Genomic DNA, 17,345 nt, shown 5'->3' with positions numbered 1-17,345 from the left:
CGTTGCGGCGCGCGGCCCCATGCCGCGCGCGCCACGGCGGGTCGCCCGTGACGGTCCAGCCCATCCGAATCATCAGGCCCGCCCGGCCCACCCGTGGTCACAAGCGCAAAAGCAGGTACGATGCCAGCCCGAAGCGTTCCGGCAACAGTGCAGAATCAATGTGATTATTTGAACAAATCAGAAGGGGGAAAAGCGCGAAGGGGTATGCCGCAGGGAATGGAATCCTGCTGAAAACGGCGAAGACAAGCGTTCACGCCGCATTGGCGCGATTTGCCCAACGGCATGCCATGCCATTCGGCATACCCCATCGCCGAAGCACGGCGGCGGGGAAATCCGATGGCGTGAATGAAAGGGAAGGATGGCGGGGGAATGCGTCAGCTGGCGTCGTCGTCGCGGCGTTGTGCCTTCAGGCGCTTGGACAGGGCGGACTGGGTGACCCCCAGCATGCGCGCGGCCAGGGTCTGCCGACCGCCGGAACGAGCCATGGCCTCGTCCAGCAGCAGCCGTTCGGCCTGGGCGAAGCTGGGCAGCGTGGCCAGATTCGCGAAGGGGTTGTCGCCGTCCGCCACGGCGGCGGCAACTGCGGTTGCCGCTTCAGGCGTACCTATATGCCGCTTGAAGGCGTCCATGGACAGCATGCGCCCGGTGTGCAGGCTGACCGCGTCGTAGACCATGGCCGCCAGTTCGCGCACGTTGCCGGGGAAGGGATACGTGCCCAGCAGCGCGGCCAGTTCCGGGGGCGGGGTGGGCTTGCGCTTGGCCATGGCCGCTGCCGCCTCGCCCAGAAAGTGGTCCAACAGCGGGGCGATGTCTTCGGGCCGCTCGCGCAGGGGCGGCACGGCCACGTGGTGGGTGCGCAGGCGAAAGAACAGGTCGCGCCGGAAGCGCCCTTCCCGTTCGCTGACGGCAAGGTCCGCGTGGGTGGCGGCGATGACGCGGGCGCACAGCCTGCGCGGCTGGTCGCTGCCCAGCGGGTAGTATTCGCCCTCTTGCAGCAGGCGCAGCAACTTGACCTGCGAGGCAATGGACAGGTCGCCGATCTCGTCGAGGAACAGCGTACCCTCTGCCGCCTCTTCCACCAGCCCCCGGCGCGGCGCGTCCGCCCCGGTAAAGGCGCCGCGCACGTGACCGAACAGCGTGTCGGCGAACACCGCGTCGTCCAGCCCGGCCACGTTCAGGGCCACCAGCGGGCCGCGCCTGCCGCTCAGTTCATGGGCGGCGCGCACCAGACTTTCCTTGCCCACGCCCGATTCGCCGGTGACCAGCAGGGGCCGGGGGCTTCTGGCCACGGCCTCGATGTAGGCGAAGATGGCGTGCATGGCCGCGCTGCGGGTGTGGATTGCCGCAAAGGCCTCTGGCTGGCGCAGTTGGCCCGAGACAAGGCGGCTGGCCACCTCGCGGTTTTCGGCGCGCAGCTCCAGCATGTGCATGGCCCGCGCAATGCCGCCCACGATGCGCGATTCGTCGTCGGTCTTGACGTAGTAGTCGTACGCGCCAAGGCGCATGCACTCCACGGCGGTGGCCAGTTGGTTCATGCCCGAAAGCACGATGCAGCACACGTCGGGGTGGCGTTCGGCAATGGCGGCCAACAGTTCGGTGCCGGAAACATGCGGCATGGTCAGGTCCAGCAGCACGAGGCCGATGCCCCCCGCATCCAGGATGTCCATGACCTGCCTGCTGTCCTGGCAGGCGCGCACGTCGGACAGCCCGGCGGAAAATTCCAGCAGCAGGGTCATGGAGGCCAGCCAGTCCGCCTCGTCGTCCACCAGCAGGATGCCGGGGGCCGCAAGGCTTTCCGGGGTGTTCGGGCAGTATCCGCTCATGACGCGCCGCCGCCTGACACGGGCAGCACAAGGCGCACGGTGGTGCCCCGGCCCGGTTCGGAGATGAAGTCCAGGCTGCCGCCGTGCTCCTGCACGATGCCTGCCGAGACGGAAAGCCCAAGCCCCGTGCCGCCGCTGGCGCGCTTGGTGGTGTAGAAGGGGTCGGTCAGGCGGGGGATGTCCTGCGGTGCGATGCCCACGCCCTCGTCCGTCACGGTGAGCACCACCGACCTGCCGTCCGGTGCGGCGGTGGTGGATACGGTAATGCCCCTGACATGCCTGTCGCCCCTGTCGCCCCTGTCTCCCCTGTCACGCTGATCACGCGGGGCACCCAGATCACGCGGGTCATGCGGGTCATGCGGGCCGCCATCCTCTGGCGCGGGCAGGGCCTGGCAGGCGTTCAGCAGCACGTTCACCACCACCTGCTCCATGCGCGAGGGGTTGCCCCATACCGACGGCAGGCCGGGGGCGAAATCCGTGTCGAACCGCGACGTGGCCTTGTTGATGGAACTGCCCACCAGGCGGATGGCCTTTTGCGTCACCTCGCCCAGATCAAAGGACTGGTGGTCGCTGGCGGGGGCCACGCGCGAGAAGTCGCGCAGGTCGTCCACGATGCGCCGGATGCGCTGGGCGCTTTCCTCCACCACCTCGACGATGCGGGGCAGCTTGTCGCGAATACGCGAATAGCTGCTGCCGCCCAGCGCAAAGTCGCCCTTTTCGCTGTACACCTCGTCCAGCACGCGCATGGCCTCTGCATTCAGCTTCTTGAGGATGGGCACGTTGACCAGGATCAGCCCGTTGGGGTTGTTGATCTCGTGCGCAACGCCGGAAACCAGCACCCCAAGCGCGGCCATCTTGTCGGCCTGCACCAGTTGCTGCTGATTCTCGCGCAGTTGCAAAAGGGCGTCGGACAGCGAGCGGGTGCGCTGGTCCACCTGCCGCTTGAGCGAACGCGTCCATAGCGCCGCAGCGCACAGCAAAAGCAGCAGCGGCCCCAGCACCACGGCGGCGTAGCGCGCCACCACCTGGGCAGAGATGCCCTCCGTATCCATGACGCCGAACCACTTGCGGCGCAGTTCCTGATAGCGGCCAGACTGTTTGACCAGCGCCAGCCCCTCGCCCAGCAGGGCCAGGGTGGCCTCGTCGCCGTGGCGCACGGCAAAGCCGTAGGGCTGGCTGGTGACGCTTTTGGCCACCACGCGCACGTTGTCGATGCCGTCCTGCTGCAAGGTGAACATGCCGGGCAGCATGGCCACCACCGCGTAGTCGGCCTCGCCACCGGCAAGGCGGCGCAGCCCGCCCACGGGGGTCTTGGAAAAAATCAGGTCCTTCTCGTAACCCATGCCGTCGAGGATGTCGTTGATGCTGCCGCCGGGGTGGACGATGACCTTCCTTCCGGCCAGTTCCTCCAGCGACGAGACGGCGGGCGTGCCCTTGCGGGCGAAGATGGCGTGGTTGATGGTGGTGTGCGGCGGGGTCATTTCCGCCTCGCGCAGCCACAGGTTGGAATACGGGGTGCGTTGCAGGGCATCCACCGCGCCGTCGGCAAGGGCGGTGTGCAGGCGCGACCAGTCCATGAGCACGAACCGCACGGGCACGCCCATGGCCTCTCCCACGGCGCGTGAAAGATCCACGTTGAAGCCGGTGGGCTGGCCCTTGTCGTCCAGATATTCGTAGGGCGGGTAATTCCTGTCGCCGCCGATGGTCAGCGCTCGCTGGGCGGGGGCTGCTTCCAGCGATTGGACGACGTGGGCCGGGGTAACGCCGCGAGCCGGGGGAACAGCAGGAGCCGGGGAATCTGTAGGGACGGAGGGAACGGCGCGGACAGGAGAACCCGTGGGGGTGACCGCGTACGCCGGACCGACGAAGGCGGCGATGCTGGCAAGACATACCGTGATAGCAAGGGCAAGCACACGGACCGCTCCCGGCAGGATGCTGCGGGTGGCGGGTCCGATGCCTTTCATATCTGGCCGGAATGCCGGTTTGCTGCTGGGGGTGCGCACCCGCCAGTCATAGGAACTCGGCGGAGTGGCGTCAACGTGATGGAGGGAGCCTTGGCGAGCGGTGGTGGGAGGGGCGTCCCCCCGGACACGCCCGCAATCGGATGAAAATGGAGGAAAGAACGGCTTGGCAATCGGAAGAGTCCGGTGGCCCTGCCGTTTCGTGCGCCCCTGCTGCGGCTACCCCCCGCATTTCATCTTTTCTATGAGCCCCAGCAGCGTCTGCGCCTGTTTCGACAGATCGCCCACCGCATGGGCGGACTGGCGCATGGCGTCGGCTGTCTCGCCGGAAATGCGGTTGATGTCCAGGATGCTGTGGTTGATCTCTTCGCTGACGGCGGACTGCTGCTCGCTGGAAGTCGCTATGCCGCGCACCTGGTCGGTTGCCGTTTGCACCATGCGGACGATGTCCTCCAGGGCCTCACCGCTTCGGCCCGCCAGCACCGTGGAATGTTCCACGGCCATGGCCGAACGCTCCACATTCTCCATGTTCTTGCGCGCCGCAGCCTGAATGCCGACGATGGCCTCGCCGACCTCCCGTGTGGCGTTCATGGTCTTTTCCGCCAGCTTGCGCACCTCGTCGGCCACCACAGCGAAACCGCGCCCGGCGTCACCCGCCCGGGCGGCCTCGATGGCGGCGTTCAGCGCCAGCAAGTTGGTCTGATCGGCGATGTCGTTGATGACGCCCATGATCTGCCCGATACCCTCGGCCTGCCTGCCCAGAACCACCATGTCGCCCTTGAGTTCCGCAGATACGCGCCGCACCTCGTCGATGCCCGTCATCACCTCGCCCACGATGCGCGCCCCCTCCGAGGCGCGCTGGCGGGCGGCCTCGGTCGATTCGGCGGCCCTTGTGGCGTTGCGGGCCACCTCGAGAACCGTGGAATTCATTTCATCCATGGCGGCTGCCGTCTCCGTGGCCCGTTGCGACTGCACTCCGGCCCCACGGCTGGATTCCTCGACCTGTGCCGCAAGCTGCCCGCTGGCGCTGCTGACGACCTCGACGATCTTCACCAGTTGTTCCGCCGCCTGCACCATGCCCTCGGCCCTGGCACATTCGGCCTGGGTTCTGGCGGCCTGGGCCTCGGCAACGGCGTTGCGGGCATTGCGGGCCTCTGCCTGGGCCAATTCCTCCGATCGATGCGCCTGCTCGATGCTGTCCTTCACCGCGACCACGGTGCCCTTGAACACCTCGGCAAGCTTGCCCAATTCGTCGTTGGTCGTTGCGTGGCAAACGGCATCGTAATCCCCCTTCGCAACGTTCGACGCGTAGGCGGAAAGCTGCCGCATGGGCGTGAGGATGGACCTGACGGCCAGAAAAGTAAGCAGCAGCACAACGGCATTGATGGCGCCAGCCGCAAGATAGAGAAACCACATGTCGGACGCCAGGCACTCGTCGGCCTTTCCCTCGACCTTGATGATCTCCGCGCCGGACAGTTCGACGGTTGTGTCGATGCCCGCACGATGCTTTCTGTAGTTTGCGGTCAAGGGGCCATAAAGCACCGCTTCCGCCTCGCCTGCATTGCCCTGACGCACCTGCGGCAGATAGGACTCACGCATGACCCGGAAAAACTCCAGCGCAGGCGGTGTGGACTCTTCCAGCAAGGCCCTGCGCAGACCCGCATGGGTCAGCTCCCCTGTCCAGAACTGGTGCCTGTTCAGGTAGTCCTTTTCCAACTGCTCCAGCTTGCGGACATACGCATCACGTTCCTGTCCGTCGGCTTTCAGCAGCTCGAAACAGATAAGGTAGGATTCGATGAGATACTCTGGCGGCGGCAGGATGTCCGCCACGAGATCCTTGTACGAAACGATGCTCTGATACAGCGGCCCGCGAATCTTGATCTCCTCTATGGTCCTGTACGAGACCAGGAGAAGCGCCAGCGAACCCATGAATGCAACGATAGCGGTCCCCCAGAGGCGTTCTGGCAGCGAAAGTGTACGCATGGACGAGCTCCTTGCAAAACACATATCCATATTCCGGACCTGTGCGCCATCACGTATTGCCGTATCCGCGCCAGCAAGCAACGTCAACTGCGCCTTGCAATGTTACTGCCGCAAGGAGTACGCGATCTTCCACGATTCTTGCGGCACGACATCACGTCCGGAACGCCCCCCGGGCGCAGCCTGCGGTGCAGGCATCCTACATTTTTGTAGCATTGCTATGCCTGTTCCTTCAGACACGCACCCCCCTTATCGTCAGGCTTCCTGCATCGCATTATTATGCAGTCCGGAACGTTGCGCGCGCCCCCCGCGCAAAACAAAAACGCCACCCCGCGCGCGCAGGGTGGCGTGAATACGTCGTGTAAACAAAACGAGCCTTCGGAGAAACACCCCGAAGGCTCTGAAAAAACCATCCGTTCCGGCCTGATCCGGATGAAATTTGGCGTCCCCAAGGGGATTTGAACCCCTGTCGACGGCGTGAAAGGCCGTTGTCCTGGGCCAGCTAGACGATGGGGACGCGCTGGCGCGCCAATGGCGCGGAGCGATTCAATAGCCAACGGGAAGGCCGCGCGTCAACTGTTTTTTCGGCGGCGCTCCGGGCACCTCGCGCCGCAATCCGTTCAGCCGCCTTCCACTCCCCCCCTTCCCCCTCACAAAATAACGTCAGCCCCCGCCCGCCGCGCTTGACGGCCCCCCACGCGGCCTTATTTCTAGGGCAAGGGAAAGGTCATGCATGTCAGGTACACGTCAGGGAAGGCCCCCGCTTCCCAGACATACATGGCAAGGGCTCGCGGGTGCTCCCCTGGCAGCCGCAGAAAAACCCCGGCGGAGGATGCAACGGAATAATGCCGACGGAACACTTCCCGATGAAAGGGATTTGCCGGTGAACCTGGTCCCTAGCCCATACGGCAATGCCGGGGCGGACCAACCGACGGTTCGGAAAATTCAGGCAAATCCCTTTCTGTTTGTCATTATTCTCTGTTATAGGCGGATGCTACTGGTCACATGCGCACGCGGCTCGCACTCCGCGTGGCCGCGCAAGACCCCAAACCATCCATCAGGCCCCAGCGCCCGGGCACGACCATGTTCCGCCTCGAACCACTCACCAATCTTTTCGACCTGCTGGACCATTACTGGGAACACCCGCGCACCCAGCGCCGGGTGGCGCTTGCGCTCATCTTCGCGTTCATCGGCGGCATCATCGCCATTGAACTGAACCGGCACGGCCTGCTGGCCGGGCTGCCGATAGAGCTGACCCGCTTCGTTCCCTCCAACCATTTCCAGGCCGTCAACTTCGCCTTCACCATGCTGCTGGTGCTGGAAGTGATGAGCCTGATCCTCGTGCTGTCCTGTTCGCTGTCTCGCTCGGTGGGCAAACAGTTCGAGATTCTCGCGCTGATCCTGCTGCGAAACTCCTTCAAAGAGCTTTCGCACATGCACGAGCCCATCACCCTTTCGCTCGACTTTCAGCCCGTGCTGCACATCATCGTATCGGCCAGCGCCGCGCTGGTGATCTTTTTGTGCCTGGGCCTGTACTACAAGGTGCAGCGGCCGCAGGGGTACATCACTTCGGCCATGGACCGCATGCATTACGTCATGGCCAAGAAGATCCTGGCGCTCGGCCTGTTTCTGGCATTCATCGGCATCGCCCTGTGGGACGGCTGGATGTTCGCCACCACCGGCCAGTCGTTCGACTTCTTCGAGACCATCTACACGGTGCTCATCTTTGCCGACATCCTGATGGTGCTGGTGGCACAGACCTTCATGCCCTCGTTCCACGCGGTGTTCCGCAACTCCGGCTACGTCATCGCCACCCTGCTCATGCGCATTGCCCTTGGCGCGCCGCCGTTCTGGGATGCCGCCGTGGGCATCGTCTCGGCCCTGTTCGCGCTGGCGCTGACCTGGGCCATCCGGGTGTTTCCGCCAAGCTCGGTTTCCTCGTCCTGCTCGTAGCCGGGCACGCACCGGGCGGACACCGCGCACCAGCCACATCACGCACACCATGAAAAAGGGGCGTTCCGCCACAGGCGGAGCGCCCCTTCAGTATTCCGTTCACGCGTCGCTTCCGGCTGCTGCCCGGCCAAAAACCGCCGGGATGCATCCCCTCCGGCCCCTTCAGGCCGACGCGCCGTGCCTGCTACATGCGCCAGGTGCCGGGTTCCTCGCGCAGATACATGTCCATTTCCTCGCTTATCCCCACCCGCACATCCTCCTTGTTGTCGGTAAGGCAGATGTTGCGGTCAGGGTCCAGGCCCACATCCAGGGCCAGCCCTTCCAGCCGTTCGATCAACCGTTCGAAGTCATCCCGAACGACCGGGTCGCTGTCCCATACGTGCCGTGGCACGCGTGCTATGCCGGTGAACATGCGTATCACCTCCCTCGCGCTGGGCGCGGTTGGCGTCTCGTCCCATACCATAAGACCGGAACGGCGATGTTCAAGGCAGGCGGGGTGCCCTTCTTCCCGCCCTGCCGCCTGCCCTCCTGCCGCCTGTCGTCCTGCCCCACGGCACCCTGCCATCGCCCGCCGAAGGCGGGCGCAACCCGTCACCCAACCGACCCGGATCCCCCCCCCACGCACACAAAAAAACGGGGCACCCCGCAAGGCGCCCCGTTCATTGCATACCTGTCGTCGCCGCCCCCCGATATCCGGGAAAAACGGCACGCGGCCCGGCTACAGCCGTTCGATGATGGCCTTGGCCGGGATCAGCCCGGTGGCCGCGGCGGACACGATGTTGCCCGCAACCCCCGGCCCGTCGCCCGCCACGAACAGCCCCTTGAGCGAGGTTTCCAGATGGTTGTCCGTCTCCACCTGGGTGGCGAAGAACTTGATCTCCGGCGCGTAGAGCAGCGTTTCCTCGTTGGCGATGCCGGGCATGACGTTGTTCAGCTGCTCCAGCCCCTCCACCAGGTTGGTCACGATGCGCTCCGGCAGGGCCATGGCGATGTCGCCGGGCACCACGTTGGTCATGGTGGGTTCTATGTAGCCCTTGTTGATGCGGTTCCACGTGGACCGGCGGCCCCGCCGCAGATCGCCGAAGCGTTGCAGGATGGGCTTGCCGCCGCCGATGATGGTGGCCAGCCGCCCGATGGCGGTGCCGTAGCCCTGGTTGTCGGACACCGGGTCGGTCAGCACCACCTTGGACAGGAAGGCGAAGTTGGTGTTCTCCGACTTGCGGTGGCGGTAGGCGTGGCCGTTCACGCACACGAAGTCCTGGTAGTTCTCCAGCGCGATGAACCCTTCCGGGTTGGTGCAGAAGGTGCGGGTCTGGTCGTCGTACTTGTCGGTCTGCACGAAGAAGGTGGGGTCGTAGATCACGTTGGTGATGTCCGACATGATGTCCTTGTGCACTTCCACGCGCACGCCCACCTCTATGCCGCGCTGGCTCACGGCCAGGCCGTGCCCGCGCGCCAGTTCGCCCACCCAGTCCGCGCCCACGCGGCCGGGGGCGATGATGACCGCCTTGCACGCATATTCGCCCTTGTCGGTGACAAGGCCGCGCACCGTGCCGTTTTCCACGGTAAGGGTGCGCACTTCTTCACCGGTGCGGATATCCACGCCCTTGTCGCGAATGTGCGCGCACATGGCGTCGATATGGTCGGGCAGGCAATCGCTGCCAAGGTGTTTCTGCTTGATGAGCAAAAGGTCGATGCCGTGCTTCTTGGCCTGCTTGCGGATGGCCTTGGCCGCCTCCATGTCCGAGGGGTAGACCGGGCCGTCCATGCCGAAACGGTTGAAGATGGTCTCCGTTTCGTTGATCAGCACCTCTGCCTCGGAACGGGGCATGAATTGGGTAAGGTCGGTCTTGCCCAGCTTGTGGATGAAGTTGAGCTTGCCGTCCGAGAACAGGCCGCCGCCGCCCATGCCGGACAGGATGTGGCACGGCTTGCACTTCAGACACTTCTGCGTCTTGTTGATGGGGCAGCTGCGCTTGCGCACGTCCTGCCCGCGTTCGATGAGGCAGGTACGCAGGCCGGAATGCTCGGCAAGGTGGTACGCGGCGAACAGCCCTGCCGGGCCGCCGCCCACGACGATGACGTCGAACTGATTGGAACCCTTTGACATGGTGAGAACTCTCCCTGACGGATCATTGCGGCATCCGCACGGCATGGGGAAAGGGGCACCTGCGTCGCGCCGTGCCACGGGCACGCCGAAGGGGCGCAAGCGATGTCGCGTGCGCCCGCGGTGACCGGCCCCGTCAGCACTGTTTCCAGACGCCGGGCCGCACGAAGGCCAGTTTACCCTGCACCGCAAGAGGCAAGCTGTCAAGACGGAGGTGTGTCGTGGACCGTGTTTCCCCGCCGCCCCCACTGGCGCGGCGACGCGCGATGCGTTATCAGTACACAATGGCGGACCATACCGGGAGCGCGCCACTTTTTCGGCCTGCACCAGACCAGACAGGCGGGCATTTCCGGCGCTTCATGCCCCATCGCGCGCCCCGCGCCCCGGCCAGCCGCCAGCCGTCCCCCGAACCCTGCGTATCGGGCGGGGCGCATTGCCCCGCGCCGGAACGTCCGCCAAGGAGTGCGCCATGACCCAATTCTCCGCCCAGCCCGCCGCCCACGGCTCCATTCCATCCGCCGCGTCTTCCTCCGCATTCGGTTCATCCACCCCAGCCGATGCCGCCCCCACAACTTCGTCCACCGGTCCTTCCGTCATCGGTGAGGACATGGCCGCGCTGGCCGCCCGCCAGAAGGCGTTCATCGCCTCTGGCGCGGCGCTGCCCTCCGGTGCGCGGGTGGACGCCCTGCGCCGCCTGCGCGAAGGCGTGCAGGGCTACCGCGATCGCCTGGCCGATGCCATCCGCGCCGACTATGGCCGCCCGGAGCACCCCTTTCTGGTGCGCGAGGTGGTGCCCGTGCTGCACGAGATCGACTGGCTGATCAAGGCCGTGCCCGGCTTCTGCGGCGGGCGGCGGGTGCTATCGTCGCTGGGTCAGTTCAAGGCGCGCAGCTACGTGCGTCACCAGCCACTGGGCCGGGTGGTGGCCTACGCCCACTGGGCCGATCCGTTCCGCAGCCTGCTGGTGCCCCTGGCCGACGCCCTCGGCGCGGGCAACGCCGTGGTGCTGCGCCCCTCGGCGGAAGCCCCGGCCACGGCGGAAATAATGACCCGGCTGGTGCGCCAGTACTTCGAGCCGGAGCATGTGGCCGTGGTCAGCGGCGGCGCGGAAACGGACGAGGCCCTGCTGGCCACCGCGCCCGACTTCGTGTGGTACGACGGCGACACGCGCGGCGCGCGGACCATCGCCGCGCTGGCAGCCCCCACGCTTACCCCGTATGCCGCTATCACCGGCGGCCCGTCCGCCGCGCTGGTGCACGGCGATGCGGACATGGCCATGGCCGCCCGGCGCATCGTGTGGGCCAAGTTCCTGCACGCCGGTCAGGTGCGCGCCGCGCCCGACATGCTGCTGGTGCAACGCACCGTGCTGGACCGCGTCCTGGACGCGCTGCGCGCCGAACTGGAACGCGCCTTCGGCCCGCAGCCGCGCACCAGCGCGGACTTTGGCCGCATGGTTTCCGCCGCCGGGTTCGTGCGCCAGGCGGAACGGCTGGCCGCCGGGCGCGCCCTGCCCTTCGGCCCCGGCGATGCCTCCAATCAACCTGACAGGGCATCCCTGTACGTGCCGCCCACCCTGATTACCGACGTGCCCGACGACAGCCCGGCACTGCGCGAGGAAGGCTTCGGCCCCGTGCTGGTGGTACGCCCCTACACCCGGCTGGACGAGGCCACGACCTTCCTGGCCGGGCTGCCCGCGCTCACCGCGCTGTACGCCTTCACCACCGCCCACGCGCGCGGCGAACGGCTGATGGAATCCACCCGCGCCGGGGCCGTGCTGATCAACGACGCGGCCACCCACCTGGCCAACCCGCGCCTGCCGCAGGGTGGCGTTGGCGAAACCGGGCACGGCGCCATGGCCGGCCCCGCCGGGCTGGCAACCTTCTCGGCCCCGCGCGCGGCAGCCGTGGGATCCAATTTCTTCGATATCCCCCTGCGCTTCGCCCCCGGCTCGGACCTGAAGCTGAAGCTGCTCAAGCGGCTGTACAAGTAACTCCCCCCTTGGGGCGGCGGATTTCCGCAACACACGGTCCGCCGCCCCATGGTTTTGCCCTGCCCGTCCGCATGCCGGGCACTCACGGTGAATACCCCCCAAGGGGTCACCAGCCGGGCACTCCGTCCGGCCTTTCCCCCGTGCTGGCCGCCACCGTCGCATGCCGCCCTTCTGGACACCCCCACTCCGAGAGGCTACATTCCCAGCGGCACCGATCCGGAGCTGTTGGTGCCCGAAAGGCCCGCGCCAAGATGCGGTGCACCCCAGTAGGCGTGCACCGGCCACGCTCCCCGGCACGCGGCACCACCCGCTTCTGCCGCCTTTCATCATCATTATCCCCACAGGTCATTTTCGCGCGCATGTCCGCATCCATACACCGGCCCGAATTCCGCCCTTCCGCCAGTGCCACCGGCACCGGCAGCCACGGCGCGCATGCCCCGCGCGCCAGTGCCGCCCCCACGCCGTCCGGCATGACCACGCTGCCCGGCCTGCCCCCGGCCCCCATCTGGGAACGCAACCCCGCCCTGTGCGCGGGCGTGATCATCGCCGTCACCACGCTGGTGCGCCTGTGGTTCGTGATGTCCGGCCAGCTCGACCTGGTGCAGGACGAATCGCAGTACTGGGACTGGTCGCGCAGGTTGCAGCTGTCCTACTATTCCAAGGGGCCGCTCATCGCCTGGCTCATCCACGGCTGGACGGCCCTGCTGGGCGACACGGAAACCGGCGTGCGCATGGGCGCGGTGGTCAATGCCGCGCTGGCCCAGACCCTGCTGTACCTCGGCGTTGCCCGGCTGTTCCGCGCACCCGCGCTGGGCGTGCTGACCCTGTTCGTGGCCAACGCCACCCCGCTGTTCATGGCATCCGGCATACTGATGACCACCGACAGCCCCCTGCTGCTGTGCTGGGCAGGCGCGCTGTTCTGCCTGCACTGGATATCGCAGGAACCGCGCCGCCGCATGCCCTACGCGCTGCTGTTCGCCTGCATGGCCCTTGGCGTGCTGGCCAAGTACATGATGCTGGCCATGGCGGGCGTGGCCGTGCTGTGGCTGTGGGGGCTGTCCCGCCACGCCCTGCTGGCGCGCGGCGTGGCCGCGCGGGTGCTGCTGGTGATGCTGGCCGGTTCCGCCGTGGGCATGCTGCCCATCCTGGCCTGGAACATCGCCAACGACTGGGTCAGCTTCCGCCACGTGGCCACCCTGGCCGGGGTGGCGGGCAAGGCCGCCAGAACCTTCCTGACGCCGGAACGGATGCCCGAACATCTGGGCGCGCAGGCGGGCATCATCACCCCGTGGTGGCTGGGCCTGATGCTGGCGGGTGGCTGGCGCGCCCTGCGCACCGCCTGTTCCGGACAGACGCGGGGCCGCAACATGCCCTCTGGCCCCGGCGCGCCCTCCGGCGCCTGCTGCGGTCCGGACCGGCTGCGCCGCGACATCCTGCTGGCCGCCGGATTCTGGCCCCTGTGGGGCGGCATGACCCTGTGGAGCCTGCACACCCGCATCTATCCCAACTGGCCCGCCATGAGCTATGTTGCGGGCATCATGCTGGCCGCGTGCGCCCTTGCAGACCTTGTGGCCGCCCGCCGCCGCGATGCCGCCCTGTCCCCGGGGGGCACGCGCACCACCGTATGGCGCAGGCTGGTGCCCGTATGGGCGGTGCTGGGGGTGCTGACCTTCGGCCTGGTGCACGCGCAGGACGCGCTGCCCCTGCCGCCGCAGTACAACCCCGCCACCCGCCTGAAGGGCTGGGCCGACCTTGGCGAACACCTCGACGAGGTGCGTCGGCAACTGCCCGACCCGGACCGGGTGTTCTTCTTTTCCGACGCCTACGACATGACCGCCTCGCTGGCGTTCTACGCCCCCGGTCAGCCGGTGACCTACTGCGCCGACTTCGGTCGCCGCATGAGCCAGTACGACATCTGGCCGTCGCCCGCCGACAAGGTGGGCTGGGATGCCGTGTTCGTGCGCCGCGACGGGCCGAACATGCCCCGTCAGCTCGAGGACATGTTCGACTCCGTGCAGGTCACCCACTACCAGTCCACCCACCGGGGCAAGCCGGGTCGCCCGTTCTGGGTGGTGGTGCTGCGCGGCTTCAACGGCACATGGCCCAACTCCGGCTCCGGAGCCTACTGACATGGCACGCGCACCCCGCACCCCCCGCACCCACAAGACATCGGGCACGCCCTGCGCGCGGCCCCATGCCCGTCCCCATGCCAAACGCGACGCGCCCGCGCCCGATCCCTCGGCCTGCGCCCGCTGTGCGGCGCAAGGGCCCACGTGCTGCTCCACCACCCCCGGCGAGGAAGAATTCTGCTTCCCCCTGTCCCGCTCGGAATGGGAGCGCATCGTGGAATGGTGCGACCATGTGGGCGGATTTGCCACCGAGCGCAACACCCGCCCCTTCGTGGACGGCATGAAGCGCCTGTTCCCCGGCGAGGAAGCCGCCGTGGAAGCCCTGTTCCCCCTGCACGGCGAACACCTGCGCCTGGCCGTGGACCGGCGGGGCGACTGCGCCTTTCTGGGCGCGGAAGGCTGCCGCCTCCCGCGCGAGGTGCGGCCCTGGTACTGTCGCCTGTTCCCCCTGTGGATGCGCGGCGAGCGCATCACCCTGTTCACCCCGGACCACTGCGTGGTCGTGCGTGAAGGGCGCACCCTGGCCAGCGTGCTGGCCGCCGTGCACCTGACGGAAAAGGATGTCCGCCTGCTGTTCGGGCGCATGCGCCTGGCCTGGGGGCTGGCCCCGCTGGACCCCTTCGAGGCCGGGTTGCCCTTCGCGGCCCCGGCAGACCCGGCAGCCCCCCCATCCAATGACACCGATGCCCCCGCCGCCCCGCCACCCCACGGAACGCGTGACGCGGCCCCCCTGCCCAAACCCCAGCCCATTCCCGATCCCCGCACCGCGCCGCGCGGTCGCCGCAGGCCACCCCGGCCCGGCAAACCGGGCGCTCTGGACGACGGGCCGGAAACGTTGTAACGCGCACCCCCATGAAAAAACTGCTGCTCACCCTCGGCATCGTCGGCGCGCTTGGCATTGCCGCCGCGGCCGGGCTTGCCGCCATGCTGGTCATCTGGGCCTCGCACGACCTGCCCAGCTTCACCCGCATTGCCGACTACCGTCCTCCCCTCGTCACCACCGTGTATGCCCGCGACGGCAGCGTGATGGGATATTTCTACCGTGAAAAGCGCTTTCTCGCGCCGCTGGAAAAGATGTCGCCCCGCGTGCCCCAGGCCTTTCTGGCCGCCGAGGACGACGGCTTCTACCGGCACGAGGGCATCGACCCCATCGCCATCTTTCGCGCGTTCATCAAGAACATGCAGGCGGGGTCCATCAAGCAGGGCGGCAGCACCATCACCCAGCAGATCGTCAAGCGCCTGCTGCTGACCTCGGAAAAAAGCTACGAGCGCAAGATAAAGGAAGCCATCCTTGCCTACAGGCTGGAAAAATACCTGAGCAAGGACGAAATCCTCACCATCTACCTGAACCAGATCTACCTTGGCGGCGGTGCCTACGGGGTGGAGGCGGCTGCGCGCACCTACTTCGGCAAGCACGTCAACGAACTGTCGCTGGCCGAGGCGGCGGTGATCGGCGGCCTGCCGCAGGCCCCCTCGAAGTACAACCCCTTCCGCGACCCGGACGCCACCAGGCAGCGCCAGATGTACGTGCTGCACCGCATGCTGGAGCTCGGCTGGATCAACCGCGCCGAATACGACGAGGCCGTGGCCCAGCCCCTGGTGTACCGGTCCATGGACGACAGCGGCTGGCGCGAGGGCGCGTGGTACCTTGAAGAGGTGCGCCGCCAGCTCATCGATTTCTTCAGCGAGGCCAACGTAAAGCGCCTGGGCCTGAAGGTGGACCGCTACGGCGAGGACGCCATCTACGAACTGGGCCTGCACGTGCGCACCAGCATGGAGCCGGTGCACCAGGCCGCGGCGGAAAAGGCCCTGCGCACCGGGCTGGACGACGCCTCGCACCGCCACGGCTGGCGCGGCCCGCTGCAACGGCTGAAGCCCGCCGAATACGACGCCTTCCTGAAGCACGAAAACTTCACCCCCGCCGCGCTGGCCGACGGCGCGTGGGTTCGGGCGCTGGTGACCAAGGTGGTGCCGCAGGGCGCGGAAGTGCGCCTGGGCGGCTACCGGGGCTTCATCGACGTGAAGTCCATGGCCTGGTGCCGCACCCCGGATATCCGCTACGCCCCCGAACACGTGCCCGCCGTCAAGGACGCCAAGAAGGTGCTGGAAGTGGGCGACGTGGTGTGGGTTTCCGCCCTGGGGGCCGACGGCAAGTCCGCCAGCTACAACCCTTCGCTGGTCTCGCAGGCCGGGGTGATCCAGCTTTCGCTGGAACAGTACCCCGACGTGCAGGGCGCCGTGGTGTCCATAGAGCCGGACACCGGCGACGTGCTGGCCCTGGTGGGCGGCTACAGCTTCAGCGACAGCCAGTTCAACCGGGCCATCCAGGCCAGGCGCCAGCCCGGCTCGTCGTTCAAGCCCATCGTGTACTCCGCCGCCATGGACCACGGCTTCACTGCCGGGTCGGTGGTGCTGGACGCGCCCTTCGTGTACCTGAACGAGTACACCGACAAGATCTGGCGGCCGGAGAACTTCGAGGGCGTGTTCTACGGCCCCACCCTGCTGCGCACCGCGCTGGCCAAGTCGCGCAACCTGTGCACCATCCGCGTGGCCCAGAAGATCGGCATCCCCGCCGTCATCGAGCGGGCCACGGCGCTGGGGCTGGAAGGGCCGTTCCCCAACGAGCTTTCCGTCAGCCTTGGGGCAGTGGCGGTTTCGCCCATCAACATGGCCGAGGCGTACACCGCCTTTGCCGCCGAAGGGCGCGTGGCCAAGCGCAGGTTCATCCATTCCATCAAGGACGCCTGGGGCGAGACGCTGTTCGAATCCAGACCCGATGTCCGCGAGGTGCTGAGCCCGCAAAACGCCTTCATCATGGCCACCCTGATGAAGGAAGTGGTGCAGGACGGCACGGCCACCAAGGCCAAGGTGCTGGGCAAGCCCCTGGCGGGCAAGACCGGCACCTCCAACGACGAACGCGATGCCTGGTTCATCGGCTACACCCCGCACCTGGTCAGCGTGGTGTACGTGGGCTTCGACCAGGTGGCGCCCATGGGCAAGTTCGAAACCGGCGGGCGCGCCGCGCTGCCCGTGTTCGTGGACTACCGCAAGGTGGTGGAGCCGCAGTACCCGCCGGACGACTTCCCCATGCCGCCCGGCATCGTCATGGTGCGCGTGGACGGCAAGACCGGGCAGATCGCCGGTCCGGGTTCCGAGACCAGCTACCTGCTGCCGTTCCAGTTGGGCACCCAGCCCACCTCCACGGCGGGCGACCCGGTGCACCGGGGTGACGACGACACCAAGAGCGCGGAAGACCTGCTGAAGCAGCTCTACTAGGCAGACAGGAACACGACCGGATGCATGCGCCCCGGCTCCATGAGGACTTTCGAGGACCGTGGGCCGGGGCGCTTTGCTTATGCTGCGCAAGGCCAACGCGCGCGCCATGACGCAGTGCGCAAGGAC

10 protein-coding genes and 1 tRNA gene are annotated in these 17,345 nt (G+C 67.1%); 5 read left to right on the top strand and 6 right to left on the bottom strand.

Annotated elements, in window-relative coordinates:
• Window positions 1-374 precede the first annotated feature (374 nt).
• From ABWO17_RS07195 to ABWO17_RS07180, 4 genes are all read right to left on the bottom strand, one after another.
• The gene (locus tag ABWO17_RS07195) at window positions 375-1,823 is read right to left on the bottom strand and encodes a sigma-54-dependent transcriptional regulator (RefSeq protein WP_353117057.1); all 1,449 of its coding nucleotides are present in this window, start codon (window positions 1,821-1,823) and stop codon (window positions 375-377) included.
• The gene (locus tag ABWO17_RS07190; protein WP_353117055.1) at window positions 1,820-3,736 is read right to left on the bottom strand and encodes a transporter substrate-binding domain-containing protein; all 1,917 of its coding nucleotides are present in this window, start codon (window positions 3,734-3,736) and stop codon (window positions 1,820-1,822) included. Before ABWO17_RS07190 ends, ABWO17_RS07195 begins: the two co-directional genes overlap by 4 nt.
• Window positions 3,737-4,003: 267 nt before the next feature.
• Window positions 4,004-5,767, bottom strand: a complete 1,764-nt coding sequence (locus ABWO17_RS07185) for a methyl-accepting chemotaxis protein (RefSeq protein ID WP_353117053.1) — start codon at window positions 5,765-5,767, stop codon at window positions 4,004-4,006.
• Window positions 5,768-6,204: 437 nt separating this feature from the next.
• A tRNA-Glu gene (locus tag ABWO17_RS07180) sits at window positions 6,205-6,281 on the bottom strand.
• A gap of 566 nt (window positions 6,282-6,847) precedes the next feature.
• Between ABWO17_RS07180 and ABWO17_RS07175 the strand changes: the two genes are divergently transcribed.
• On the top strand, window positions 6,848-7,717 hold the full coding sequence (locus tag ABWO17_RS07175; protein WP_353117051.1) for a hypothetical protein: 870 nt from the start codon (window positions 6,848-6,850) through the stop codon (window positions 7,715-7,717).
• 184 nt (window positions 7,718-7,901) lie between these two features.
• Here ABWO17_RS07175 and ABWO17_RS07170 read toward each other — a convergent pair whose 3' ends face one another.
• Window positions 7,902-8,129: a hypothetical protein gene (locus tag ABWO17_RS07170; protein ID WP_015946262.1), complete on the bottom strand. Its 228-nt coding sequence runs from the start codon at window positions 8,127-8,129 to the stop codon at window positions 7,902-7,904.
• Window positions 8,130-8,435: 306 nt separating this feature from the next.
• Window positions 8,436-9,827 (bottom strand): NAD(P)/FAD-dependent oxidoreductase, encoded by a 1,392-nt coding sequence (locus ABWO17_RS07165; protein ID WP_353117049.1) that lies wholly within the window; start codon window positions 9,825-9,827, stop codon window positions 8,436-8,438.
• A 466-nt stretch (window positions 9,828-10,293) separates the two neighbouring features.
• On the opposite strand from ABWO17_RS07165, the gene ABWO17_RS07160 reads away from it, so the two are divergent.
• The 4 genes from ABWO17_RS07160 to ABWO17_RS07145 all read left to right on the top strand — a co-directional run bounded on the left by ABWO17_RS07160 (window position 10,294) and on the right by ABWO17_RS07145 (window position 17,219).
• Complete coding sequence (locus ABWO17_RS07160; RefSeq protein ID WP_353117047.1) at window positions 10,294-11,814, top strand: aldehyde dehydrogenase family protein; 1,521 nt, start codon at window positions 10,294-10,296, stop codon at window positions 11,812-11,814.
• Window positions 11,815-12,173: 359 nt separating this feature from the next.
• Window positions 12,174-13,943, top strand: coding sequence for an ArnT family glycosyltransferase (locus ABWO17_RS07155; protein ID WP_353117045.1), 1,770 nt, complete (start codon window positions 12,174-12,176; stop codon window positions 13,941-13,943).
• A 1-nt stretch (window position 13,944) separates the two neighbouring features.
• The gene (locus tag ABWO17_RS07150; RefSeq protein ID WP_353117043.1) at window positions 13,945-14,784 is read left to right on the top strand and encodes a YkgJ family cysteine cluster protein; all 840 of its coding nucleotides are present in this window, start codon (window positions 13,945-13,947) and stop codon (window positions 14,782-14,784) included.
• Between the two features lie 11 nt (window positions 14,785-14,795).
• The gene (locus ABWO17_RS07145) at window positions 14,796-17,219 is read left to right on the top strand and encodes a penicillin-binding protein 1A (protein ID WP_353117041.1); all 2,424 of its coding nucleotides are present in this window, start codon (window positions 14,796-14,798) and stop codon (window positions 17,217-17,219) included.
• The last annotated feature ends 126 nt before the right edge of the window (window positions 17,220-17,345 follow it).

This window comes from Nitratidesulfovibrio sp., assembly GCF_040373385.1.
Lineage (GTDB): Bacteria > Desulfobacterota > Desulfovibrionia > Desulfovibrionales > Desulfovibrionaceae > Cupidesulfovibrio.
This window is presented reverse-complemented; position numbering and strand designations above follow the sequence as displayed.